Origin of the sequence: Compostimonas suwonensis (genome assembly GCF_002797855.1) — a bacterium.
In the GTDB taxonomy this organism is placed as follows: Bacteria; Actinomycetota; Actinomycetes; order Actinomycetales; family Microbacteriaceae; genus Compostimonas; species Compostimonas suwonensis.
In genome coordinates this window covers 357,894-382,176 of the sequence record NZ_PGFB01000004.1, presented here as the reverse complement: position 1 = coordinate 382,176, position 24,283 = coordinate 357,894, and the positions used below count along the sequence as shown (strand labels likewise).

The following is a 24,283-nucleotide window of genomic DNA, read 5'->3' as shown; positions in this document are numbered from 1 at the left end:
GCGTTAACCGGGTGTCTGCCCTAACCGAGCGTCGTCGCGCGGGCGACGAGGTCGGTCTGCTCCTGCGCGTGACGCTTCGCGGAGCCGGCCGCCGGTGAGGCCGCCGCGTCGCGCGAGACGACGCTCACCGTGCGCCCGCGGAGGTGCTTGGCGACCTCCAGGCAGATGAACGGCCAGGCGCCCTGGTTCTCGGGCTCGTCCTGCACCCACACGAGCTCGGCGTTCGGGTAGCTCTCGATCACCGTGTTGAGCTGCTCGATCGGCACCGGGTAGAACTGCTCCATCCGCACGAGCGCGATATCGGTGCGTCCCTGCTTCTCGAGCTCGGCCGCGAGGTCGTAGTAGACCTTGCCGGCCATGAGCGCGACGCGCTTGACGGCGCTCTTGTCGGTGACCCGCACGTCGTCGAGCACGGGCTCGAACCTGCCGGTCGTGAAGTCCTCGACCGGGCTCGTCGCGCCGCGCAGGCGCAGCATGGCCTTCGGCGTGAAGACGATGAGCGGGCGACGCGGGCGTGCATAGGCCTGACGGCGCAGCAGGTGGAAGTACGAGGCCGGCGTCGACGGCCGGGCGACGGTCATGTTGTTCTCGGCGCAGAGCTGCAGGTAGCGCTCGATGCGCGCCGAGGAGTGGTCGGGACCCTGGCCCTCGTAGCCGTGCGGCAGCAGCATGATGAGCGAGGAGCGCTGGCCCCACTTCTGTTCCGCCGAGGAGATGAACTCGTCGACGATGGTCTGGGCGCCGTTCGCGAAGTCGCCGAACTGGGCCTCCCAGAGCACGAGGGCGTCTGCGCGCTCGACCGAGTAGCCGTACTCGAAGCCGAGCACCGCGTACTCGCTCAGCAGCGAGTCGTAGATCCAGAACCGGGCCTGGCTGTCGCTCAGGTTGGCGAGCGGCAGCCACTCCTGGCCGTTCTCGCGGTCGTGCAGAACCGCGTGGCGCTGAACGAAGGTTCCACGGCGGGTGTCCTGGCCCGACATCCGCACCGGCGTGCCCTCGAGCAGCACGGAGCCGAGCGCGAGCAGCTCGCCGAACGCCCAGTCGATGTTGCCGTTGCGGCTCATGTCGAGGCGCTTCTGCAGCAGCTGCTGCAGTTTGTTGTGCACCGTGAAGCCGGCGGGCGGATTGTTGAACGCGTCGCCGATCTGCTGCACGACCGCGTCGCTCACGCCGGTCGTCTCCGGCTCGCCGGTGGCATCGTCGTGCTGCTGCGCCTGCGGGAGCTCGAGGTCGGCGACCGAGTCGGCGTTCGGGTTGATGATCGGGATCGACGCGGTCTGCGCCGCGTGGGTCTCGGCGAAGGCTCGCTCGAGGCGGTCCTGGAAGTCGCGGTGCGCCGCCTCGTACTCCTCCTCGGTGATGTCGCCGCGGCCGACGAGCGCCTCGGTGTAGAGCTTGCGCACCGAGCGCTTGGCCTCGATGAGGTTGTACATGAGCGGCTGCGTCATCGAGGGGTCGTCGCCCTCGTTGTGGCCGCGTCGGCGGTAGCAGATGAGGTCGATGACGACGTCGCGCTTGAACTCCTGGCGGTACTGGAAGGCCAGCTCGGCCACCCGCACGACCGCCTCGGGGTCGTCGCCGTTCACGTGGAAGATGGGCGCCTGGATGGTCTTCGCGACATCCGTCGAGTAGATCGAGGAGCGGCCCTCGCCGGGGGGCGTCGTGAAGCCGACCTGGTTGTTGATGTTGACGTGGATCGTGCCGCCGGTCTTGTAGCCGCGCAGCTGAGAGAGCTGCATGGTCTCGAGCACGACGCCCTGGCCCGCCATCGCGGCGTCGCCGTGCACGAGCACGGGGAGCGTCGAGAAGGTGCCGGCCGGCTTGCGATCCTGCTTGGCCCGCACGATGCCCTCGAGCACGCCGTCGACCGCCTCGAGGTGCGAGGGGTTCGCGGCCACGTAGACGGGGATCTCCTCGCCGCCCGCGCCGCGGAAGGTGCCCTCGGTGCCGAGGTGGTACTTGACGTCGCCGGAGCCCTGCACGGTGCGGGGGTCTTGAGTGCCCTCGAACTCGCGGAAGATCTGGCCGTAGGTCTTGCCAGCGATGTTCGTGAGCACGTTGAGACGCCCGCGGTGCGCCATGCCGATGGCGACCTCGTCGAGCCCGGCCTCGGCCGCGCCCTGGATGATCGCGTCGAGCAGGGCGATCGACGACTCGCTGCCCTCGAGGCTGAAGCGCTTCTGCCCCACGTACTTGGTCTGCAGGAAGGTCTCGAAGGCCTCGGCCTCGTTGAGCTTGCCGAGGATGCGCATCTGCTCGTCGTGCGTGGGCTTCTCGTACTTGCGCTCCACCCTGTCCTGGATCCACTGGCGCTGGCCCGGATCCTGGATGTGCATGTACTCGATGCCGATCTTGCGGCAGTAGGAGTCGCGCAGCACGCCGATGATGTCGCGGAGCTTCGCGGCGCGGCGATCGCCGAAGCCGCCCGTGACGAACTCGCGGTCCAGATCCCAGAAGGTGAGGCCGTGGTTGGAGATGTCGAGGTCCGGGTGCGAGCGCTGCACGTACTCGAGCGGGTCGGTGTCGGCCATCATGTGGCCGCGCACGCGGAACGCGTTGATGAGCTCCTGCACGCGCGCCGTCTTGCCGACCGCGTCGTAGAGGTCGACCGCGATGTCGGGCGCCCAGTGGATGGGCACGTAGGGGATGCGCAGCGCCGAGAAGATGTCTTCGTAGAAGTCGTTCTTGCCGATGAGCAGCTCGTGCACGATCTTCAAGAACTCGCCCGAGCCCGCGCCCTGGATGACCCGGTGGTCGTAGGTGCTCGTGAGCGTGATGGTCTTGCCGATCGCCAGGTCGGTGAGGGTCTTCTCGCTCGCCCCCTGGAACTCGGCCGGGTACTCGAGGGCGCCGGCGCCGATGATGCAGCCCTGGCCGCGCATGAGACGGGGCACGGAGTGCACGGTGCCGATTCCGCCCGGGTTGGTGAGCGAGATCGTGCCGCCCTTGAAGTCGTCGGCGGTGAGCTTGTTGCTGCGCGCCTTGGCGACGACCTCCTCATAGGCGGCCAGGTACTCGCCGAAGGTCATCGTGTCGGCGCGCTTGATGACGGGCACGAGCAGCGCGCGGGTTCCGTCGGGCTTCGGCATGTCGATGGCGAGCCCGAGGTTGACGTGGGCGGCGGCGACCACGGAGGGCTTGCCGTCGACCTCCTCGTAGTAGACGTTCTGGCTCGGGAACTCCTTGAGCGCCTGGATGAGCGCCCAGCCGATGAGGTGCGTGAACGAGACCTTGCCGCCGCGTGCGCGCTTGAGGTGGTTGTTGATCACGATGCGGTTGTCGATCATGAGCTTCGCGGGGATGGTGCGCACGCTCGTGGCCGTGGGGACGGTGAGGCTCGCCTCCATGTTCGTCGCGAGCGACTTCGCCATTCCGCGCAGGGGGGTGACGACATCCTGCTTCTCGGCCGGCTGCAGCTCGGCGGTGTCGACGATCTTCTGCGGGGCCGTGACGGGGGCGTCTGCCGGCACCGGCTGCGGCTTGGGCGCGATCGAGGTCGTGCGGGCGACCGGCTGGGTGCCGAGAACGGGCACGGGTGCGGTGGGCGGGTTGGATGCCGCGGCCTCACCGCTCGGGGCGGTGCTCGGCTCTGCGGGCGCCGGCGCGGTCGGCTCGACGGGAGTCGGCGCGGTGGGCTCGATGGGTGCAGGGGGAGCGGGCTCGGACGGCGTGGGCGCCGACGGCTCGGTCGCGGGGGCGCCCGGGGTCTCGGGGGTGCTCGACTGGGTCACGGTCGGCTGGTAGTTCTCGAGGATGGGCCACCAGGATTGATCGACCGAGTTCTTGTCGACGACGTACCGCTCGTACATCTCGTCGACGAGCCACTCATTGGCTCCGAATTCGCCCGACGAACCGTCGTCGGTACCTGTCCCGGTCAATTGGCTCGACACAGCCGATCGCCCACTCTCTCGCGTATTTTTATTCTCGATTCGAAAGCGGTATGCCCACCCCGCACACCAACGTCAAGCCTAATCCCCATGACCGGGCATGCGGCCAACAATGTGCCGGGGTAGCGTTATTCCCATGCAGTTCTATGGGACGACGCCGCGGCACGATCTGACCTACTCCGACGTCTTCCTGGTGCCGAGCCATTCGGGCATCACGAGCAGGCTCGACGTCTCGCTCGAACCGCACGACGGCACGGGCGCGACCCTGCCGATCGTCGCGGCGAACATGAACTCCGTGACCGGCCCGCGACTGGCCGCGACACTCGCCCGGCGGGGCGGCCTGGGCGTGCTGCCCCAGGACATGCCGCTGCAGGGTCTGGATGCCGCGATCCGCTGGGTCAAGGATCAGCCGGTCGCCTTCGACACCCCCGTCATCCTCGGGCCGGAGCAGACGGTGGCCGAGGCCTTGCGCGTGCTGCCCGCCGTCGAGGGGCACGGCATCGTCGTGCGCTCGGACGACGGCGACTACCTCGGCACGATCCCCGCCCAGCGGCTCGCGACGGCCCTCGACGACGCGCGCCTCGGCGATCTGCTGCACGGCCCGCTCACCGCGATCGACGCCGACGACGTCACCTCGGGGCGGCAGGCCTTCGACCTCATGGTCGCGGCCGAGATCGACTTCGCGCCCGTTCTCCACCACGGCGCCATCGTCGGCACGCTGAGCCGGCGCAGCGCCCTGCGCTCCGCGATCTACACGCCGGCGCTCGACGCGGGCGGGCGGCTGCGGGTTGCCGCGGCCGTCGGCATCAACGGCGACGTCGCGGGCAAGGCCCGGGCTCTCGCCGCCGCGGGCGTCGACGTGATCGTCATCGACACGGCGCACGGCCACCAGGAGGGCATGATCGAGGCGATCGAGGCCGTCGCCGCGGCCCGGCTCGGCCTCCCTATCGTCGCGGGCAACGTCGTCACCGAGCGCGCCGTGCGCGACCTCGTCGCCGCGGGCGCCGACATCCTCAAGGTGGGCGTCGGGCCCGGCGCCATGTGCACGACGCGTATGATGACCGCGGTCGGGCGGCCCCAGTTCTCGGCCGTGCTCGAGACGGCCCAGGTGGCGCGCGAGCTCGGCGCCCACGTCTGGGCAGACGGCGGCGTGCGGTATCCGAGAGACGTCGCACTCGCGCTCGCGGCGGGCGCGGCATCCGTGATGGTGGGCTCGTGGTTCGCCGGCACGATCGAGGCCCCGGGAACCCTGCAGAAGGATGCCGCGGGCCGGCTGTTCAAGGAGAGCTGGGGCATGGCCTCCACGAAGGCCGTGCACGAGCGCTTCGGACGCCTCGACCCCTACGAGCTCGCGCGCAAGGAGCTCTTCGCCGAGGGCATCTCGAGCAGCGCGATCTACATCGACCCGCTGCGCCCCTCCATCGAGGATCTCCTCGACATGATCACCTCGGGTCTGCGCAGCTCGTTCACCTACGCGGGCGCCCGCACGGTCGCCGAGTTCCACGACCGGGCCCTCGTCGGCATCCAGTCGGCCGCCGGCTACGAGGAGGGCAAGGCTCTCCCCGTCTCGTGGTGACCACCACCCCCGGTTGCGCCTTAGCGTCCGGACACGCGCCCTAGCGTGCACGGTAGGGCTCTTGTCCGCGAGGCCCGCGCGCGACGAACGACGGTCGTCGATGCGTGATCGGGAGCCCGGCGCTCAGCAGGATCGCGCGCAGAGCCCCTCGCCGACGGAGGTCGTCGGTGATCCAGCGCGCCACGCGGGGGCCGTTCGCGCGCAGACGGTCCTCGCGCCTCTTCTCTGTCACGACCACCTGCTCGGCCGTCCTGCCCCCGCGCAATTCCGGTGACAGATACTTCGTCATCCCGTCGAACTCGCCGATCAGGTTGTGCTCCGGCCACCAGAAGTCGACGCGCCCGATCAGCCCGTCCCTGTCGAAGAACGCCTCCTGGAGAATGGGCGGCGGGAAACCGAGCTCGTGGATGACGGCCCGACTCATCGACTCGCCGGGCGACTCCGCCCGGCCGTCCGCGAAGTCGACGGCTGCGCGGGCTCTGCGGATGCCGCGGCGCCCGGTCATCGTGTCGAGCAGCCTCTCGAGCTCGGCCTTCGTCGCGAGGGCAGCCCCGCCCCGGGCCGAGAGCACCGCGTCGAGGACCACCACGGACGAGCGCAATGGCAGAGCGAGCGCGATGTCCACCGCCGTCTGGGCAGGGCTCGTGACGGTGACCCCGTCGAGCTGACGGGTCTCGAGATCGTCGAGACCCGTTGCGTGGCGACGCACCTGGCCCTCGGAACGGCCGCCGGTCGCGCGGTCCACGGTCACGTCGATGTCATCCGGCCAACGGGTCGCGATGGGAAGGCCCCAGAGCGCGGCCGCCGTGACATGCGAGAGGACGTGCCGTGGCGGGAGCCGCTCCGCTCGCAACAGTGCGCGGACGCAGTGGCGCTCGCGTGGATCGAGGGCGTGCCATTCGTCGGCGGGGGCGTAGCTCCCCCGGGCGACCCGGACGTAGGCGCCGTGGGCGGCGTCTCGGCGGAGTGCTCGGCTCGCGCCGTCCTGCCGCTCGTCGAGCAACGAGGTGTGGAGGAGATTCAGTTCGTGGCGTTCCATGGTGCGATCGTGCATCGTCGTGCCCGCCCCGAGCTCTTCCCCGTGCGTCTCGGTGGAACCCTCCTCCCTCGCGCCATCCTGTGCATCTTTCTGTTGCGCCTTAGCTTCCGGACATCCGCCCTACCGCGCACCGTGGGGCGGATGTCCGGAAGCTAAGGCGCAAGGTGAGATATAGTTGGTCGGACAATGGACGACCCTCCCTCTGCCGCATCGCCCTCCCATAGACCCTCGCCCGTGAACCGCGGGGGTGACGCCCGTGTATGAGTGGATCATGCTCGGCATCGGTGTCATCCTGACCGTGGGCACGGGCTTCTTCGTCGCGAGCGAGTTCGCTCTCGTCAACCTCGACCGTTCTGAGCTCGAGGCGCGCCGCGCCCGCGGCGAGACCCGGCTCGGCATGACGATCGCCGCGCTCAAGATCACCTCGACGCACCTCTCGAGCGCGCAACTGGGCATCACGCTCACGACGCTCCTCACCGGTTACACGATGGAGCCCGCGATCTCCTCGCTGCTGCGCGAGCCGCTTCTCGCGATCGGCCTGCCCGAGGGCGCCGTGCCGCCGATCGGGGCGACCGTGGCGATCATCGTGGCGACCCTGCTCTCGATGATCATCGGCGAGCTCGTGCCCAAGAACTTCGCCCTCGCGCTGCCCATCCAGACCGCGAAGCTCGTCATCCCGTTCCAGACCGTCTTCACGATGGTGTTCAAGCCCGCGGTGCTGCTGCTCAACGGCAGCGCCAACGGGCTGCTGCGCGCCGTCGGGGTCGAGCCGAAGGAGGAGCTCTCGGGCGCGCGCTCGGCCGAGGAGCTCTCGTCGCTCGTGCGCCGATCGGCGAGTGCCGGCATCCTCGAGGCCGACACCGCCTCGCTGCTCAGTCGCACCCTCGTCTTCGCCGACCACACGGCGGCCGACGTCATGACGCCCCGGCTGCGCGTGGCGACGGTCGAGCGCACCGACACGGCGCAAGACGTGCTCGATCTCGCCCGCAGCACGGGCTACTCGCGCTTCCCGGTCATCGACGAGAGCGTCGACGACGTCGTGGGGGTCGTGCACATCAAGCACGCCGTCGCCGTGCCGCGCAAGAAGCGCGACAAGGTCCCGGTCTCCGCGCTGCAGAGCGAGGCGCTGCGGGTTCCCGAGACGATGCGCCTCGACGCGCTGCTCACCGAGCTGCGGGGCCGCGGCTTCCAGATGGCCGTGGTCGTCGACGAGTACGGCGGCACGGCGGGCATCACGACCCTCGAAGATCTCGTCGAGGAGCTCATCGGCGAGGTCGCCGACGAGCACGACCGCACCCGCGCCGGCGTCGTGCGGGCTCGGGACTCCCTCACCTTCCCGGGCATGCTGCGCCCCGACGAGCTGCTCGAGCGCGCCGACGTGACCGTGCCGGACGACGGGCCGTACGAGACCGTCGCCGGCTACGTCATGAGCGAGCTCGGCCGGCTGCCGGTCGTGGGCGACTCCGTGCGCCTCGAACACGGCCTGCTGCGGGTGGAGCGTCTCGACGGTCGCCGCATCGACCGGCTGAGGTACACACCGGATCCGGAGCCGCACGAGGAGGGGGACGACCATGAGTGACTGGGCCGGACTCGCCTGGCTGGTCGTGCTGCTGCTGGCCAACGCCTTCTTCGTCGGCGCGGAGTTCGCCGTCATCTCGGCACGCCGCTCGCAGATCGAGCCGCTCGCCGATCAGGGCAGGCGCAGCGCCAAGACGGCGCTCTTCGCGATGGAGCACGCGACGCTCATGCTCGCGACGACCCAGCTCGGCATCACGATCTGCTCGCTGCTCATCCTGAACGTCTCCGAGCCGGCCATCCACCACCTGCTCGAGATCCCGCTCGGCCTCACCGGCTGGTCTGAGGAGGTCATCGCGACGATCGCCTTCATCATCGCGCTCGTGATCGTCTCCTATCTGCACGTGGTCTTCGGCGAGATGGTGCCCAAGAACCTGTCGTTCTCGGTCCCCGACCGCGCCGTGCTGCTGCTGGCGCCGCCGCTCGTGTTCTTCGCCCGCGTCTTCCGCCCGATCATCGTGGCGCTCAACGCCTCGGCCAACGGCGTGCTGCGGCTCTTCCGGGTCGAGCCCAAGAACGAGGCCAACAGCACCTTCACGCTCGACGAGGTCGCGACGATCGTCTCCCAGTCGACGCGCGAGGGCCTGCTGCAGGACTCCACGGGCGCGCTCAAGGCGACGTTCGAGTTCACGACCAAGAAGGTGAAGGATGTCGCGATCGCGACCGACAGCCTCGTGAGCCTGCCCGAGGGCGCCACCCCGGCCGACGTCGAGCGCGCGGTGGCACGCCACGGCTTCTCGCGGTACGTGATCATGGACGCCGAGGGGGAGCCCAGCGGCTACCTGCACCTGAAAGACGTCATCGACCTGGAGAACGGGGAGTCGGATCATCCGGTGCCCGCCAAGCGCATCCGCCAGATCGTCTCCATCTACGAGAACACCGACCTCGAGGACGCCCTCGCGACCATGCGCCGCACGGGTGTGCACCTCGCGCGGTCGTTCGACGAGACGGGGGCGACCCGCGGAGTGCTCTTCCTCGAGGACATCATCGAGGAGCTCGTCGGCGAGGTGCGCGACGCCACCCGGCGGGATCGCGCGGCCAACTGATGGCGGGATCGCGCGGCCAACTGATGGCGCGGCGCGCGGCCGACTCGGAGGGCCCGGCCGGCAGGCGATCCGGTCAGGCCAGGCGCGCGCGCAGGTACTGCCCCGGCCAGTAGTCGATGTCGGCGCCGAGCTCGCGTGCGGCCCGCAGCGGGAACCGCGGGTCGCGCAGCAGCTCCCGGCCCATCATGACGGCGTCGGCCCTGCCGCTCGCGACGACGTCCTCCGCCTCCCGGGCGGTCGTGAGGAGCCCGACGGCGCTCACCTCGACGCCGCCGTTGTCTTTCACGTACTCGGCGTAGGAGACCTGGTAGCCCGGGCCGAGGGGGATCCTCGCGGTGACGTTGCCACCCGTCGAGATGTCGAAGAAGTCGGCGCCGGCCGCCCGGGCCCAGCCCGCGACGACCGCGGTCTCCTGCTCGCCGAGGCCGCCCTCCGTCCAGTCGGTCGCCGACAGCCTCACGAAGACGGGCAGCTCCTCGCCCACGGCCGCGCGCACCGCCCGCACGACCTCGAGGAGCAGTCGGGCCCGGTTCTCGAGGCTGCCGCCGTACTCGTCGTCGCGCTGGTTGCTCAGCGGCGAGAGGAACTGGTGGATGAGGTAGCCGTGCGCTCCGTGCAGCTCGACGAGCTCGAAGCCGGCCTCGACCGCACGACGGGCGGCCGCGGCGAAGTCGTCGACGATGCCCCGGATCTGCTCGACGGTGAGCGCGAGGGGTGCCGCGAAGCCGTCGTAGGGGATCGCGGAGGGGCCGACCGTCTGCCATCCGCCGTCCTCCTCCGGCACGGTGCCGGTGCGGCCGTCGGAGCCCCAGACCGGCCAGGTGGAGGCCTTGCGCCCCGCGTGGCCGAGCTGCACGCCCGCGACGGCGCCCTGCGAGCGGATGAACGCGGTGATCCTCGACCAGGCCTCGACCTGCTCGTCGTTCCAGAGGCCCGTGTCGTGGGGCGAGATGCGGCCTTCCGGGCTGATGCCGGTCGCCTCCGCGATCACGAGCCCCGCGCCGCCCGAGGCGATCGAACCGAGGTGCATCAGATGCCAGTCCGTGGGCACGCCGTCGCGATCGAGCACCGAGTACTGGCACATCGGCGGCGCCCACAGCCGGTTGCGGAAGGTGGTGCCGCGGATCGTCAGGGGGGTGAACAGCTGGCTCGGAGCAGTCATTGAGCGGGGGCTTTCGGTCGGGGTCCGGCGGGGTCTGGCGGGCTCTGGCGGGTCGTGCGAACCGGGGGGTCGTGCCAGGCGCGCGAGCCCATTCAACTGCAACCGAGTGGATGCCGGCGGCTATTCCTGCACGGGGTGTTTCTGCAGGGTGCCCGATGCGTCGCCCGCTGCTGCCCGGCGGAGCGTTCGCGCAGGCCGAGTCGATGGCCTCTCCCATCGGGTCGGCGACGGCATTCGTCCGGTGGGGTCGCCGTGCGGATGCGAAAGCGGTGCCGACCATGATCTTCGTCGACCTGCCGGTCGCAGACCTGCCCGCCTGCCGAATAGCCCCCGCTCGCGGCGTCCGCGGTGTTCGTGGCATCCGTGCGTTCGGGCGGCGGAGTGCCTATCGTGAAGGCATGACTCCAGAATCCGAAGCGCCCGCGCTCTGGTCGGCGTTCGGCGTGGACGACGCCCGCGCGTGGATCGCCGTGCCCGCCGACAGCGACGACAAGTACTCGCGAGGCGTGCTCGGTGTGATGACCGGTTCGACCGAGTATCCGGGTGCGGCGGTGCTCGGCGTCGAGGCGGCCGTGCGCACCGGGCTGGGCATGGTGCGGTATCTCGGTCCGGAGCGTCCGACCGGCCTCGTGCTCGCCCGACGCCCGGAGGCCGTGACCGTGGACGGGCGTGTGCAGGCCTGGCTCCTGGGCTCGGGGATGGCGACGCCGCGACCCGACGAGCAGGTGACCGCGCAGCTCGAACGGGTGCTCGCGCAGGGCCGGCCGGCCGTGCTGGATGCCGGTGCCCTCGATCTGGTGGGTGCGGCATCCGCGCCCGTGGTGGTGACTCCGCACTATCGGGAGCTCGCGCGCCTGCTCGGCGATCACGGACGTGATGTCACCGTGGAGGCGATCTCGGGCGACCCCGCGCGCTGGGCGGTCGAGGCGTCGCGCGCGCTCGAGGTCACGGTGCTGCTCAAAGGGAGCACGACCCACGTCGCCGATGCGCGCTCGGGGCGGTATCTGCTCGTGAGCGCGGGCCCGGCGTGGCTCGCGACGGCCGGCTCCGGGGACGTGCTCGGCGGCATCCTCGGTGCGCTGCTCGCGACCCATTCCGAGGCGATCGAATCGGATGCCGGTGCGCTCGCGCAGCTCGCGGCGACCGCGGTCGTGCTGCACGGCCGGGCGGCGGAGCGTGCGTGCCCGGGTGGTCCGGTGGCTGCGCTCGACATCGCGGAGGCGCTGCCGGCGGTGGTCGCGGAGCTCGTCGGCTAGGCCGTTTCGCCACCTCTCGGCTGCACAGGGTGTCGTGTGGTCGGGTTGTCCACAGATCGAGTGGTGCTGGCCGGGGTCGTCGGCCGCCGTGGATCCGTGGGGCGACTAGGCCGGAACGATGTCGAGCAGGAACTCGACGGAGCCGGTGTCCTCGACGGTGACGAAACCGAGGCTGGGGGCTTCGACGCCGAAATCGGAGAAGGTGATGGGGATCGAGCCGCTCACCTGCCCGCCGGTGCCCGAGAGCACGGCTTGGAGCTCGACCGTGACCGGCCGGGTGACACCGTGGATGGTGAGGTCACCGCTCGCGCTCACGGTCTGGATCTCGCCGCTCGTCGGCGTCGAGCTCGCGGTCACGGGGGAGGTGAGGTCGAAGGTCGCCGTGGGGAACTCGTCGACCTGGAGCGCGCTGTCGCGGAAGTAGGCGTCACGTGACGGCTCCTCGGTCGCGATGCTGCCGACGTCGACCGAGATCGTCGCTGCGGTGAGGGTCGTCCCCTCCACGGTCAGGGTTCCACTCACCTGCTCGGTGCGGCCGGTGACGGTCACATCCGTTCCGTTGAGCACCTCCTTGACCCGGTAACCCGCGAACGAGCCGTCGCCCACCGTCCACTCACCGCTCAGATCGACGGGGCCGGCCGGGCTGGCCGGATCGAGAGCGCCGCCTTGAGCCGGAGTCGTCGCCGCGACGGTGGGCACGGCATCCGGCGTCCCCGAGATGAAGTCCCGGTACACGATCGGCCCCGCGATCGCGGCCGCCCCCACGACGACCACGACGGCGATGCCGACCCCGATACCGATCTTGGCGGACCTCTTCATGCGGGAAAGCCTTCCGGTGTTCTCGTGCGGAGTGAGTTCGTCCCTTCGAGCATGGAGCGTTCGCCTGGGAGAACGCTCGACACCGGCAGGGTGGCGTCGTTGTGCGCACGGTGGGTTTCCGATGGGCGTGCGGTGGCGGCATCCGCTCGACGCGGGGGCCTGCGACAACACCCGGTACAGTTGCTCTCATGGTGACCTCTCCCGCTTCGGCTGGTCTGCAGCGGTCGACGATGGTCTCGCTCTTCGGCGGCAGCACGCTGCTCTGGCTGGGTTTCGCCTTCGTGCACGTGATCCTGCTGGGGCTGAGCCTCTATGGGCAGGGCTGGCCGCTCGGCGACGTCGTGCTCGTCTACAAGACCTGGTCGGAGCACGCGGCGGCCGGTGCCCAGCTCGTCGGGATCGACAGCCCGTGGGTGTACCCGATCCTCGCGTTCCCTTTTATGTACGCGTCGCTCGCCTTCGGCTCGGACGCATACCAGTACACCTGGCTGGGCCTCGTCATCCTGCTCAACGCCGGGGCCTTCGCGATGCTCATCGGCTCGACGGCCACCCGGCGCCCGAGGGTGACGGTCGCCGCGTGGTGGTGGCTCGGCTTCCTGCTGCTGCTCGGACCCATCGCCATGACCCGCATCGACGCCGTCACCGTCGCGCTCTCGATCGTCGGACTGCTGTGGCTGTCGACGAGGCCGCTCTGGGGCACGGCGGTCCTCACCATCGCCACCTGGGTGAAAGTGTGGCCGGCGGCACTCGTGGCCGCGCTCATCATGGCGGGCAAAGGACGCTGGCGTCTGCTCGCTGCCGCGGCCGGCACGAGCGCCGTGATCGTGCTCATCTGCCTCGTGCTCGGCAGCGGCATGAACGTCTTCAGCTTCATCACCGAGCAGACCGGGCGAGGCCTGCAGATCGAAGCCCCGGTGAGCACCCCGTGGATGTGGCAGGCCGTCTTCCACGTGCCCGGCAGTTTCGTCTACTACGACCGAGACATCCTGACCTTCCAGGTCGCGGGCGCCGGGGTCGACGTGGTCGGCGCGATCATGACCCCGCTGCTCGCGCTGGCCGTGGCAGCCGTGCTCGTGCTCGCCGTGCTCGCCGTGCGCCGCGGCGTCGTCTTCACACGGCTGTTCCCATCGCTCTCCCTCGCCCTCGTGCTGGCGTTCATCGCCTTCAACAAGGTGGGCTCGCCGCAGTTCATCGCGTGGCTGGCGGCTCCGATCATCATCGGCATCGTCTACCACGGTCGCGCCTACCGTACGCCGGCGATCCTCGCGGCCGTTCTCGCCGCGCTCACGCAGCTCGTCTACCCCTACCTCTACTATCTGATCCTCGCCGTGAACCCGGTCATGGTCGCCGTGCTCGGCGTGCGCAACGTGCTCGAGTTCGTGCTGCTCGGCTGGGCGGTCTGGTCGATCGCGACGAGCCGGGCGCCCGAGCCGGTCGTGAGCGCGGATGGCGCGGATGCTGTCGGTGCTGTCGGTGCCGACGATGCTGATGATCGCGAGGATGCCCCGCATCCACTCGATGTCGGACCGGAGTCCGTGCCGGCCGCACGAAACGAGAGCCTCGTCGCGACGGAACCCGAGCAGGGCCCTGGCGCGACGCTCGTCGACGAGAGATAGTCGAAGCAGAGCTCGAGAACACAGAGCTCGAGAGAGCACACACCACCAGAACAACAGACCACCAGAACAGAGGAGCGCATCATGCTGGTCGCATTTTCGGTCGCCCCGAGCGGTTCCGGCCGCGACGGCGACTCGGTGCACGACGCCGTCGCGGCGGCCGTGCGCATCGTGCGGGAGTCGGGCCTCCCGAATCACACCGACTCGATGTTCACGACCATCGAGGGCGAGTGGGACGAGGTCTTCGACGTGATCAAGCGTGCCACGGATGCCGTGGGCGCCTTCGGCTCGCGCGTCTCGCTTGTGCTCAAGGCCGACATCCGCCCGGGGCACACCGGCGAGCTCACGGGCAAGGTCGAGCGACTCGAACAGGCGATCCTCGACGCCGAGTGATCTGCGGCCTTCAACTCGGAACGCACAACGTATAAACGCGCGCGTACCCAAATCGAATCGATTCGACTCGGGCGGCGCCGCGTCGTAAGGTGAGAGTATGCAGCCCACCTCCGACGGGCCGACGCCGTTGTCGTCGGCCCGTGTTCGTCTTGCCCTCCTGGCGCTCGCCCTGGGCGGTTTCGGCATCGGCTCGACCGAGTTCGTGGCCATGGGGCTGCTGCCGAACCTCGCGAGCGACCTGCTTCCCGGCGTGTACGCGGCGTCACCGGAGGCCGCGAACGCGCAGGCCGGCTGGCTCATCTCCGCATATGCGCTCGGGGTCGTCGTGGGCGCTCCGACGATCGCGGCGGCTGCGGCCCGCTGGCCGCGCAAACAGCTTCTGCTCGTGCTGCTCGTGGTGTTCACGCTCGGCACGATCGCCTCGGCGCTCCTGCCGACGTTCCCGCTCGTGCTCGGGGCCCGCTTCGTCTCGGCGCTGCCGCACGGCGCGTACTTCGGCATCGCGTCGCTCGTCGCGGCATCCCTCATGGGCCCGGGCAAACGGGGCCAGGGCGTCGCGCTCGTGCTCTCGGGGCTCACGATCGCGAACGTGATCGGCGTTCCGCTCATCACCTGGGTCGGCCAGGTGTCCGGCTGGAGGTCGGCGTACCTGATCGTCGCCGGGATCTTCGCGCTCACCTTCGCGGCCGTCTGGCTGGCGGTGCCGTGGCAGGCGGGGGACAGGGCGGCGACCATGGCTCGCGAGCTCAAGGCCTTCACCCATGTGCAGGTGTGGCTCGCGCTGGGCATCGGCGCGATCGGCTTCGGCGGGCTCTTCGCCGTCTACACCTACGTCGCCCCCATCGTCACCGACGTGACCGGGCTCGGGCACGCCGCCGTGCCCTGGGTGCTCGTGGTCATCGGGCTCGGTATGACGGTGGGCAACCTCTTCGGCGGCTGGCTCGCCGACCGCAGCATCCGGCGCTCGATGTACCTCTTCTTCGCGATCCTCGTCATCGCCCTCGTGGGGCTCGCGTTCGTCGCCCAGTTCGTCGTGGGGCTCCTCGCCGGCGTCTTCCTCGTGGGCGCGGCATCCGCTGCTCTCTCGCCCACCATCCAGACGAGGCTCATGGATGTCGCGCGCGACAGTCAATCGATCGGCGCCGCCCTCAACCACTCCGCCCTCAACATGGGCAACGCGCTGGGGGCCTACCTCGGCGGCCTCGCGATCGCCGGCGGACTCGGCTACCTCTCGCCCGTGTGGGTGGGCCTCGGCCTCACCCTGCTCGGCCTGGGCCTCGCGGTGCTGACCTTCGCGATCGACAAGGCGCGTATGCGCCGCGACGGCGTCACCTACGCGACGGGGCCGCTCACCACGGTGTAGCGACGCTCACCACGGTGTGACGAACACCGGCCGAGGTCTAGTCGCCCTGGAGCAGGATGCCGTCTTTGATCGCGCGCTTGCGAAGGGCGACCTTGGTTCCGACGTCGAAACCGGCAACGCGGTATTTCTCACGGATCCGCTTGAGGTAGCTCTTCGCCGTCTCCTCCGAGATGCCGAGCTTGAAGGCGACGGCCTTGACCGGCTCGCCGGCCCCGTAGAGGGCCATGACGCGCCGTTCCTGGGCGCTCAGCTTGGGGGCTCCGCCGATGTCGACGGCGTTGAGCGCGAGATCGAGCTCGCTCGAGATGTAGGACTCGCCCTGCGCGGCGGCGCGGATCGCCTCGACGATCATCGCGGCATCCTCGCTCTTGACCAGGTAGCCGAGAGCTCCGGCGGCCAGCGCCTCGCGCACGACGGCGGGTTCGGAGTAGGTGCTCATGAGAACCGTCTTGACCCCGGTGGTCTTGAGCGTGGAGAGCTTGAGCGAGACCGGGATGTTGTCTTTGAGGTCGAGGTCGAGCAGCACCACGTCGACGGGGAAAGAAGGGTGCGTCAGCAGCTCGGGCCAGGTGGGCACGGCCGCGACCATCGAGATGTCGGTCGCGGCACCCCTGATCCACTCGGTCAGGGCGCCGAGGAGCATCCTGTGATCATCGACAATAGCCAAGCGGATCTGCTCTGAGTTACCCACGAAACGTCCTTAATCCGATCTTCCCCTGTGTCGGCGCAGGGCTAATGGTCCGTCGTCCTGATGACACTGCATTGGATGTCGATACGGACACTCGATTGCGCATTGGAATCGACGTATCGCCCGACCTTCTTGATAGCTTCCCACGTCGAAGGGTCAACTCTGTGCCGTGGCACACCTGTCGTCAAAATCACTACGGGAAACATCCGGGGGCGCCCCATTGAGGGCACAGGCGGTCCGAGGGTGAGACGGATCTTCTGATTGGCGGCCGCGGCGTCGCTGAGCAGCAGCCAGATCGCCGAGAGCAGGCCGTCGCGCTGCTCGGGATCCATGAGCCCGGCCAGGCTGTCGGGATCGGAGAGGGTGACGACGGGCCCGAGGAACTCGGACTCCGTGATGGCGTGGAAGAGCCAGCTCTTGCGGCGCCCGTCGATGAGGTGCAGCCGCAGCTCGGTGGCGAGAGTCGCGGCGTTCGAGGCGACGGCCGGCGGCAGGGGGAACGGATGCTTGCCGTTGGCCACGTCGTCGAGCAGGCGCTCGGCGGCGAGGTCGAGGCGGGCGAGCTCCTCGGAGGCGAGCATGCCGACGGCGAGATGCGGGGTGGACACGGTGCTCTGCACGAGCACCCGGTCGACCTCGAGCTGCACCATACGCCGGAAGGCCCGCAGAACGCTCGTCGCGGCGATCGGAGGCGCGATCGCGAGAGCGAGCACCACGAGCTCGGGGGCGAGGCTCAGCAGGTCGTCACGTGACTCGGTGACCATCGAGAGGGCGAGGGTCACGCACAGAGCGCCTGTCGCGATGAGGATCTCCCGCGTCTCCCTCAGGGTCACGATCGCCATCAGGGCAGCCCCGACGGCGACGCCCGCCGTCGGGTAGATGCCCAGATCCTCGCTTCCCCACACGGCCATGAGGTCGAGGGCGAGGCTGAGCGCGAGGCCCGACAGCAGCACGGCGAACATCCAGGTCGGCAGCCGGTAGCCGTTGACCCGCACGATGATCGCCGTCGCCACGACGGTGCCGACGAAGATGGCCCAGGCCGCGACCGCGAGGGACGGATCGGGGTAGAGCGTGAAATAGCCGAGGAAACGGGAGAGATTGAGCAGCATGATCGCCCCGGCGGCGATGCCGATGCCCACGCCGAGGTGCACGGAGCCCAGGCCGTCCTGCACGCGCGTCGCCTGGATCGTGCGGCGCGGACGCCGGAACTCCCGGTTGTCGCGGCGCCGTCTGCGCCGACGGCGCTCCTCGCGGCCGACGACGACGCCGAGCGTGTTCTCCTCGATGCCGCTCTGGCTCACCCGCGAGCTCATGCGGGGGTTCGCGCGCGGGTTGGATCTGGTGCTCACTTGGGCACCTCCAGCACGACCGTCGTTCCCGAGCCGGGGGAGGAGAAGAGCCGGGCGTTGCCGCCGACATCGCGCAGCCGGGCGACGACGGATTCGGCGAAGCCGAGGCGCGCGGGATCGACGGCTGCGAGATCGAAGCCCACGCCGGCATCCGTCACCATCGCGCGCACCGTCGTCTCGTCGTCGGTGATGGTGACATCGGCCTCCGTGACGCCCGAGTGGCGTCGCACGTTCTCGAGGCATTCGCCGAGGGCGAGCACGAAGGCGTCGAGCACCTCGCTCGACAGGAGCACCTGGCCCGTGCCGTGCCAGCTCACCGCGAGCCCCATGCGCATGAACCGGTGCTTGACGGATTCGAGAGTGTTGCCGAGGGTCGACTCGGTGGCGGGCTCGAGGTTGTAGACACCCGAGCTCCGCGGCGTCGGCGAGCCGCCCAGGCGCAGCTGCCGCAGCAGCTGCGCGTCGTTGGCGGCCTGGTATCGCAGAGCGGACTCGGAGACGCCGACCCCCGAGTGCGCGAGCATCGTGAGGGTCGCGAGCACCGTGTCGTGCAGGAGCCGGGCGTCCTGCCGGCGCTGCGCCTCCATCTCGCTCGCGTCGCGCTCCGCCCGATGGGCGCGGCCGATGTTCGCGATGCGCTTCATGACCCGGGGCACGCTCGAGCTCAGCCATCCGCCGACGATGCCCGCTGCCACCCAGCCGGTCACCGTGACCATGGTCAGCGTGACCTCGCGGCCCGATGACAGCCCGACGACGATGCTCAAGCCGACGGCGGCCGCGAAGCCGAGCGCTCCGACGAGGATGCGCAGCCGGCTGTGGGTGAGCTGGATGGCGACGCTGCCTGTTCCCGCGCCCATGAGCACAGCGATCGCGTTGCCGGATGCCACGTTGATGGGCTCGGGGTCGACGTAGGTGAGGGCCAGCACGGTCGTGAAGCCGGTGAGGATCATCACGACGATCCACGTCAGATTGTTGTTGCGGGATCCTGCCCACCACTGGGTGAGGGCGACCGCGCCGAGAGCGGGAATGCACCACAGGTAGCTGCCGGGTGCGATCGCGCCCGGGACGCTCAGGCAGGCGAGGGCGATCAGCGTCGCCACGAGCCCGATGAGCCGCGAGGCGCGGCCGAGCAGACGATCACGCTCCCTCAGGATTCGTTCCATGACGCCGCCGCCAGAGCTCCCTCGTCGTTCACTGTACGTCCAGTGAGCACGATAGCGGTTCCCAGCGGGAAAAGTCGGCGGCTGCTCGCGTTCCCCCGGATGGAACCGAGGGAAACTCAAGAACATGCCGCTCAGTCGTCGAGAAGTCGCCGCAGCTGGGCGCTGACCGCCTCGTGCTCGATGAGGAAGCCGTCGTGGCCGTAGGGCGAGTCGAGCACAACGGGCGAGGAGCCGTGGATGGTCGTCGGCACGTGGGCCGCGATGAACTCCTGACCCTCGAGCGGGAACAGCCGGTCGCTGTTGATGCCGACGACGAGCGTGCGCGCCGTGACCCTCGCGAGGGCCGCCGCCGCGCCGCCCCGCCCGCGGCCGACGTCGTGCGAGTTCATCGCCTCGACGAGCGTGAGATAGCTGTTGGCGTCGAAACGGCGGGTGAACTTGTTGCCGTGGAAGTCGAGGTACGACTCGACGGCGAAACGGCCGTCGCCGCCGAGCGGGCTGATCTCGCTCTGCCAGCTGCGCTGGAACCGCTCGTTGAGCTCGCTCGGGCTGCGGTAGGTGAGCAGGGCGATCCTGCGGGCGAGCGCCAGTCCGTGATACGGCCCGTCGCCATCGGCGGCCTCGTAGAAGTGTCCGCCGCGGAAGGCCGGGTCGCTGCGCACGGCCTCCAGCTGCACCGAGTTGAGCCCGATCTGGTCGGCGGTGGTGAACGGCGGCGCGGCGATGACGGCGAGACGCGTCATCCGCTCGGGATGACTCACGCCCCACTCGATCGCCTGCATTCCGCCCATCGAACCGCCGACGACGGCCGCCCAGCGCTCGATGCCGAGCTGGTCGCTGAGCGCCGCCTGGGCGCCGACCTGGTCGCGGATGGTCGTGTACGGGAAGCGCGGCCCCCACTCGTAGCCGTCGGGGGCGAAGGATGCCGGGCCTGTGCTGCCCTGGCATCCGCCGAGCATGTTCGGGGCCACGACGAACCAGCGGTCGGTGTCGATCGCGAGCCCCGGGCCGACGATGTCGCTCCACCAGCCGGCGGTCGCGTGGCCGGGGATCGCGTCGCCGAGCAGATGGCTGTCGCCGGTGAGCGCATGCAGCACGAGAACGGCGTTGTCGCGTTCGGGGGAGAGCTCGCCCCAGGTCTCGTAGGCGATGCGCACGTGAGGCAGGTGACCGCCCCGTTCGAAGTCGACGGGGCCGAGGTTCGCGAACTGGCGACGGCCGGCCGGGTCGCCTTCACGCCAGGCGCCGGTGGCGGGCGGTTTTCCGTGCAGCGTTCCGACCTGCGCCTCGGTGATGAAACTCGAGGGAACGGAGTCTTCGGGTGTCTGCCAATCCACGGGATCCATTCTGTCGGGTCCTGAGGATGGCTCGTGCTTTGTTACAGGGTGCCGGGTGCCGGGTGCCGGGTGCTCTGGGTGCCGGGTGCCGGGGCCGGGTGCTCGTGCTGCTGGGTGGCCGAGCTCACAACGACGGAGATTCCCGCTCTGAGAGCCTTGTAGGGCGTGCAAGGCCTTCAGAACAGCGGAATCTCCGTCGTTTTTAGTTGTGTTGTGAGTCGTGTTCAGGGTGCGCGCGGGGTGAGCCGGTCAGGCCTCGGCTCAGACGTTCGCGCGAGCGGCGTCGACCACGGCGCGCGCGGCGGCCAGGCCGGCGGTGAGGTCGGCCTTGAGATCGTCGATGTTCTCGAGGCCCACCGAGAGGCGCACGAGGCCCGGCGTGACGCCGGTCGTGAGCTGCTGCTCGGGCGTGAGCTGCGAGTGCGTCGTCGACGCAGGGTGGATGACGAGACTGCGCACGTCGCCGATGTTGGCGAGGTGGCTGAACAGCGTCAGGTTGTTGACGAGCGCGCGGCCGGCGTCCACACCGCCCTTGAGCTCGAAGGAGAGCACGGCGCCGACGCCCTTGGGGGCGTAGGTGTTGGCGGCGGAGTACCAGGGGCTCGACGGCAGGCCCGAGTAGTTGACCGAGGCGATGTCCTCGTGCGCGTCGAGCCACTCGGCGATCTCCTGGGCGTTCTGCACGTGGCGCTCGATGCGCAGGCTCAGGGTCTCGATGCCCTGGATGAGCAGCCAGGCGCTGTTCGGGGCGATCGCGGCACCCAGGTCGCGCAGGATCTGCACGCGCGCCTTGATGATGTAGGCGAGACCGTCGCCGACCGCCGCCGTGTAGCTCGCGCCGTGGTAGCTCGGGTCGGGCTCGGTGAGCCCCGGGAACTTCTCGACGTTCTTCGACCACTCGAAGGTGCCGCCGTCGACGATCGCGCCGCCGATGACCGTGCCGTGACCGCCGAGGAACTTGGTGGCCGAGTGGATGATGATGTCGGCGCCGTGCTCGAAGGGACGGATGAGGTACGGGGTCGCGATCGTGTTGTCGACGATGAGCGGAACACCGGACTCGTGCGCGACGTCGGCGACGAGGCGGATGTCGAGCACGTTGATCTTCGGGTTGCCGATGGTCTCGGCGAAGAAGAGCTTCGTGTTGGGGCGCACGGCGCGGCGCCATTCGTCGGCGTCGTCCTGGTTCTCGACGAAGGTCGTCTCGATGCCGAGCTTCGCGAGCGTGTACTTGAAGAGGTTGTAGGTGCCGCCGTAGATCGAGCTCGACGAGACGATGTGGTCGCCGGCCTGCGCGATGTTGAGCACGGCGGCGGTCTCAGCGGCCTGGCCCGAGGCGAGCAGGAGGGCGCCGGTCCCGCCTTCGAGGGCGGCGAGGCGCTCCTCGACGACCGCCTGCGTCGGGTTCTGGATGCGCGTGTAGATGTTGCCGAACTCGGCGAGTGCGAAGAGGTTCTTCGCGTGGTCGGCGTTGTTGAACACGTACGAGGTGGTCTGGTAGATCGGCGTGGCGCGGGCGTTGGTCACGGGGTCCGGTGCGGCACCGGAGTGGATCTGCTTGGTCTCGAACTTCCAGTTCGCGGTGGTGTCGCTCATGCTGGTCTCCTTCGTGGTCTGTTCTGTCGTTCGGGTCTGTCGTTGTGTGAGATCTGTTGTGCGAGGTCTGGTCGGCGGCATCCTCGCCGCTTGTGAGAGAGCCTAGGCAGGCGCGCGGGCCTCGGCAAACGGCAGGACACACGGCGTAACCCTCGTGCCGACGATCCGCTGCCGGTCTCACTGCTGATCCATAAGCGCGTGCGCGAGGCTGATACGCGCGCCGGTTGGTTGCAATACACGACTAGTCGTGCAAGAGTAGTCTCGTGTCATCCATTCGTCTGTTCATCCTGGGGTCGCTCGACGAGCGCGGGCCCATGCACGGCCATCAGCTGCGGCTGCTCGCCCAGGAGGAGCACATCCACAAGTGGACGGACTTCACCGTCGGCGCGATCTACGGCGCGATCAAGCGGCTCGCGGCGGAGGGCCTCATCGACGGGGTGCGCTCCGAGCGCGAGGGCAACTACCCCGAGCGCGTCGTCTACGCGATCAGCGATGCGGGCCGCGTCTCCCTCGGCGTGATCCGGCTCGAGACCCTGCGCGAGATCGTGCTGCGCCCCGACCCCTTCGACCTCGCGCTCGCCCGCCTCGACGGCGAGAAGCTCGACGAGCTGCCGGCGACGCTCGGCGCCCGTCGCGACGTGCTCGAGGCCCGGCTGCGCGAGTCGCGCGCCCACCTCGAGAACATCCGCCGCTACCTCACGGTCGCCGAGACGCTCGCCAACGAGCACGGGCTCATGCGGCTCGAGGCCGAGCTCGCCTGGCTCGACACCGTCATCGAGAGCCTGCCCGCCATCGTCGCCGACGAGACCGCCAGAACGACCGCCAGAAAGGCGCAACAGCAATGACCACACCCGCCCCCGAAGCCCGGGCGGCTTCCCCCGTGCTCGCCCTCAGCCCCCGCCGCGCGTGGTGGGCCCTCGTCGTGCTCATGGCCGGCGCGTTTATGTCGCTGCTCGACACGACGATCGTCAACGTCGCGCTGCCGAGCATCCGAGACAGCCTGGATGCCTCGAGCTCGACCCTCGAGTGGATCATCTCCGGCTACGCGCTCGCCTTCGGGCTCACCCTCATCCCGGCGGGCCGGCTCGGCGATCGCTACGGCCACAAGTGGATCTTCATCATCGGCCTCACCGTCTTCACCCTCGCGAGCCTCGCCTGCGGCCTCGCGCAGGACAGCGTGCAGCTCATCGTCGCGCGCGTCGTGCAGGGCGCTGCGGGCGGGTTCTTCTTCCCGGCGATCACGGCGCTCATCCAGATCATGTTCCAGGGCCGCGGTCGGGGAAAGGCCTTCGGTGTGCTCGGCGCCGTGCTCGGCTTCTCGAGCGCGCTCGGCCCGCTCGTCGGCGGGCTCATCATCGAGGCGTTCGGCGTCGAGTCCGGCTGGCGGCTCGTCTTCGGCGTCAACCTGCCGATCGGCATCGTCGCCCTCGTCGCGGCAGCGGTGCTGCTGCCGGCCATCCGGCTCGGCGGAGCGGTCAAGCGCGTCGACGTGGTCGGACTGCTGCTGCTGACCGTCGGCCTGGTCGCCGTGCTCGTGCCGCTCATCGAAGGGCAGAGCGAGGACTGGCCGCTGTGGACCTACCTCTCGATCGCCGGCGGCCTCATCGCCCTCGTGCTCTTCGCCCTGTGGGAGCTGCGCGTCGTGCGCCGCGGGGGCGACCCCATCGTGCCGCCGCACCTCTTCTCGCATCCCGCATTCAGCGGTGGCGTCATCCTGGCGACCGTCTACTTCGCGGCCTTCACGAGCATCTTCTTCACCCTCACCCTGCTCTGGCAGGCGGGCCTCGGCGCGACGGCGCTCGAATCCGGGCTCGTCGTCATGCCGTTCGCGATCGGCACGATCGTGGGCGCGGCGCGCAGCGACTTCTTCGCCGCGCGCCTGGGCCGGGCGGTGCTCGTGATCGGCGTCGGCATGCTCAGCCTGGGGCTCGCGGCCGTGTGGCTGCTGCTCGTGCTCATCCCGACCCCCGAGCTCACCGGCTGGGAGCTCGCGGCGCCCCTGCTCGTCGCGGGCATCGGCAGCGGCCTGTTCATCGCGCCGAACACCTCGTTCATCGTCGCGACCGTCGACCGGCAGGAGGCGGGTGCTGCGAGCGGCATCCTGGGCACCGTCCAGCGCATCGGCAGCGCGATCGGCATCGCCGTCATCGGCAGCGTGCTGTTCGGAACCCTCGTCATCGACCCGTCGACGGGCCCGGATGCCGTGGCCGACGGCTTCGGCCGCAGCGCGCAGCTCGCCATGGGGGTGAGCGTCGTCTTCGCCCTCGTGGCCTTCGTGCTCGTGTTCACGCTGCCCAAGCGCGTTCCGGAGGGCGCCGGGCACTGAGCGTCAGCTGTATCGACCCAAACGACGGACATCTCAAAACGACGGACATCTCAAAACGACGGACATCTCAAAACGACGGACATCTCAAAACGACGGAG

18 protein-coding genes are annotated in these 24,283 nt (G+C 69.6%); 9 read left to right on the top strand and 9 right to left on the bottom strand.

Going from position 1 to position 24,283, the window contains the following annotated elements; translation table 11 throughout:
* Positions 1 to 20 precede the first annotated feature (20 nt).
* Positions 21 to 3,890: a multifunctional oxoglutarate decarboxylase/oxoglutarate dehydrogenase thiamine pyrophosphate-binding subunit/dihydrolipoyllysine-residue succinyltransferase subunit gene (locus CLV54_RS12870; RefSeq protein ID WP_100345371.1), complete on the bottom strand. Its 3,870-nt coding sequence runs from the start codon at positions 3,888 to 3,890 to the stop codon at positions 21 to 23.
* A gap of 133 nt (positions 3,891 to 4,023) precedes the next feature.
* On the opposite strand from CLV54_RS12870, the gene guaB1 reads away from it, so the two are divergent.
* The gene (gene guaB1, locus CLV54_RS12865; protein WP_100345370.1) at positions 4,024 to 5,463 is read left to right on the top strand and encodes a GMP reductase; all 1,440 of its coding nucleotides are present in this window, start codon (positions 4,024 to 4,026) and stop codon (positions 5,461 to 5,463) included.
* A 40-nt stretch (positions 5,464 to 5,503) separates the two neighbouring features.
* Here guaB1 and CLV54_RS12860 read toward each other — a convergent pair whose 3' ends face one another.
* Positions 5,504 to 6,502: a type IV toxin-antitoxin system AbiEi family antitoxin domain-containing protein gene (locus CLV54_RS12860; protein ID WP_100345369.1), complete on the bottom strand. Its 999-nt coding sequence runs from the start codon at positions 6,500 to 6,502 to the stop codon at positions 5,504 to 5,506.
* Between the two features lie 271 nt (positions 6,503 to 6,773).
* Here CLV54_RS12860 and CLV54_RS12855 point away from each other — a divergent pair, with 271 nt between their 5' ends.
* Together CLV54_RS12855 and CLV54_RS12850 are read left to right on the top strand one after the other, a co-directional pair.
* On the top strand, positions 6,774 to 8,081 hold the full coding sequence (locus CLV54_RS12855; protein ID WP_100345368.1) for a hemolysin family protein: 1,308 nt from the start codon (positions 6,774 to 6,776) through the stop codon (positions 8,079 to 8,081).
* On the top strand, positions 8,074 to 9,123 hold the full coding sequence (locus tag CLV54_RS12850; RefSeq protein ID WP_100345367.1) for a hemolysin family protein: 1,050 nt from the start codon (positions 8,074 to 8,076) through the stop codon (positions 9,121 to 9,123). Before CLV54_RS12855 ends, CLV54_RS12850 begins: the two co-directional genes overlap by 8 nt.
* 73 nt (positions 9,124 to 9,196) lie before the next feature.
* Here the strand turns inward: CLV54_RS12850 and CLV54_RS12845 are convergent, their stop codons facing one another.
* The gene (locus tag CLV54_RS12845; RefSeq protein WP_100345366.1) at positions 9,197 to 10,285 is read right to left on the bottom strand and encodes an NADH:flavin oxidoreductase/NADH oxidase; all 1,089 of its coding nucleotides are present in this window, start codon (positions 10,283 to 10,285) and stop codon (positions 9,197 to 9,199) included.
* A gap of 398 nt (positions 10,286 to 10,683) precedes the next feature.
* On the opposite strand from CLV54_RS12845, the gene CLV54_RS12840 reads away from it, so the two are divergent.
* Entirely contained in the window at positions 10,684 to 11,541 is an 858-nt protein-coding gene (locus tag CLV54_RS12840; RefSeq protein WP_100345527.1) for an ADP-dependent NAD(P)H-hydrate dehydratase, read from the top strand.
* Positions 11,542 to 11,646: 105 nt separating this feature from the next.
* Here CLV54_RS12840 and CLV54_RS12835 read toward each other — a convergent pair whose 3' ends face one another.
* Complete coding sequence (locus CLV54_RS12835; protein ID WP_100345365.1) at positions 11,647 to 12,360, bottom strand: YceI family protein; 714 nt, start codon at positions 12,358 to 12,360, stop codon at positions 11,647 to 11,649.
* 188 nt (positions 12,361 to 12,548) lie between these two features.
* On the opposite strand from CLV54_RS12835, the gene CLV54_RS12830 reads away from it, so the two are divergent.
* The 3 genes from CLV54_RS12830 to CLV54_RS12820 all read left to right on the top strand — a co-directional run bounded on the left by CLV54_RS12830 (position 12,549) and on the right by CLV54_RS12820 (position 15,729).
* Positions 12,549 to 13,976 (top strand): glycosyltransferase family 87 protein, encoded by a 1,428-nt coding sequence (locus CLV54_RS12830; RefSeq protein WP_211294543.1) that lies wholly within the window; start codon positions 12,549 to 12,551, stop codon positions 13,974 to 13,976.
* An 81-nt stretch (positions 13,977 to 14,057) separates the two neighbouring features.
* Positions 14,058 to 14,366 carry a thiamine-binding protein gene (locus tag CLV54_RS12825; RefSeq protein ID WP_100345363.1) on the top strand — a complete coding sequence of 103 codons (309 nt, stop codon included), beginning with the start codon at positions 14,058 to 14,060 and terminating at the stop codon, positions 14,364 to 14,366.
* Positions 14,367 to 14,463: 97 nt separating this feature from the next.
* A complete protein-coding gene (locus tag CLV54_RS12820; RefSeq protein ID WP_100345362.1) occupies positions 14,464 to 15,729 on the top strand; it encodes an MFS transporter in 1,266 nt (421 codons plus the stop codon).
* A gap of 37 nt (positions 15,730 to 15,766) precedes the next feature.
* On the opposite strand, the gene CLV54_RS12815 is transcribed toward CLV54_RS12820, so the two are convergent.
* The 5 genes from CLV54_RS12815 to CLV54_RS12795 all read right to left on the bottom strand — a co-directional run bounded on the left by CLV54_RS12815 (position 15,767) and on the right by CLV54_RS12795 (position 21,940).
* Positions 15,767 to 16,402 carry a response regulator transcription factor gene (locus CLV54_RS12815; RefSeq protein WP_281258181.1) on the bottom strand — a complete coding sequence of 212 codons (636 nt, stop codon included), beginning with the start codon at positions 16,400 to 16,402 and terminating at the stop codon, positions 15,767 to 15,769.
* A gap of 59 nt (positions 16,403 to 16,461) precedes the next feature.
* A complete protein-coding gene (locus CLV54_RS12810; protein ID WP_157802955.1) occupies positions 16,462 to 17,766 on the bottom strand; it encodes a hypothetical protein in 1,305 nt (434 codons plus the stop codon).
* Positions 17,763 to 18,929, bottom strand: a complete 1,167-nt coding sequence (locus tag CLV54_RS12805) for a sensor histidine kinase (RefSeq protein WP_100345359.1) — start codon at positions 18,927 to 18,929, stop codon at positions 17,763 to 17,765. The genes CLV54_RS12810 and CLV54_RS12805 overlap by 4 nt, the downstream gene beginning before the upstream one ends.
* Before the next feature lie 131 nt (positions 18,930 to 19,060).
* Positions 19,061 to 20,266, bottom strand: a complete 1,206-nt coding sequence (gene metX / locus CLV54_RS12800; protein ID WP_100345526.1) for a homoserine O-acetyltransferase MetX — start codon at positions 20,264 to 20,266, stop codon at positions 19,061 to 19,063.
* 261 nt (positions 20,267 to 20,527) lie between these two features.
* Positions 20,528 to 21,940, bottom strand: a complete 1,413-nt coding sequence (locus CLV54_RS12795; protein ID WP_425430281.1) for a bifunctional o-acetylhomoserine/o-acetylserine sulfhydrylase — start codon at positions 21,938 to 21,940, stop codon at positions 20,528 to 20,530.
* A gap of 182 nt (positions 21,941 to 22,122) precedes the next feature.
* Here CLV54_RS12795 and CLV54_RS12790 point away from each other — a divergent pair, with 182 nt between their 5' ends.
* A complete protein-coding gene (locus CLV54_RS12790; RefSeq protein ID WP_157802954.1) occupies positions 22,123 to 22,704 on the top strand; it encodes a PadR family transcriptional regulator in 582 nt (193 codons plus the stop codon).
* Positions 22,701 to 24,185, top strand: coding sequence for an MFS transporter (locus CLV54_RS12785; protein WP_100345356.1), 1,485 nt, complete (start codon positions 22,701 to 22,703; stop codon positions 24,183 to 24,185). Before CLV54_RS12790 ends, CLV54_RS12785 begins: the two co-directional genes overlap by 4 nt.
* Positions 24,186 to 24,283 lie beyond the last annotated feature (98 nt).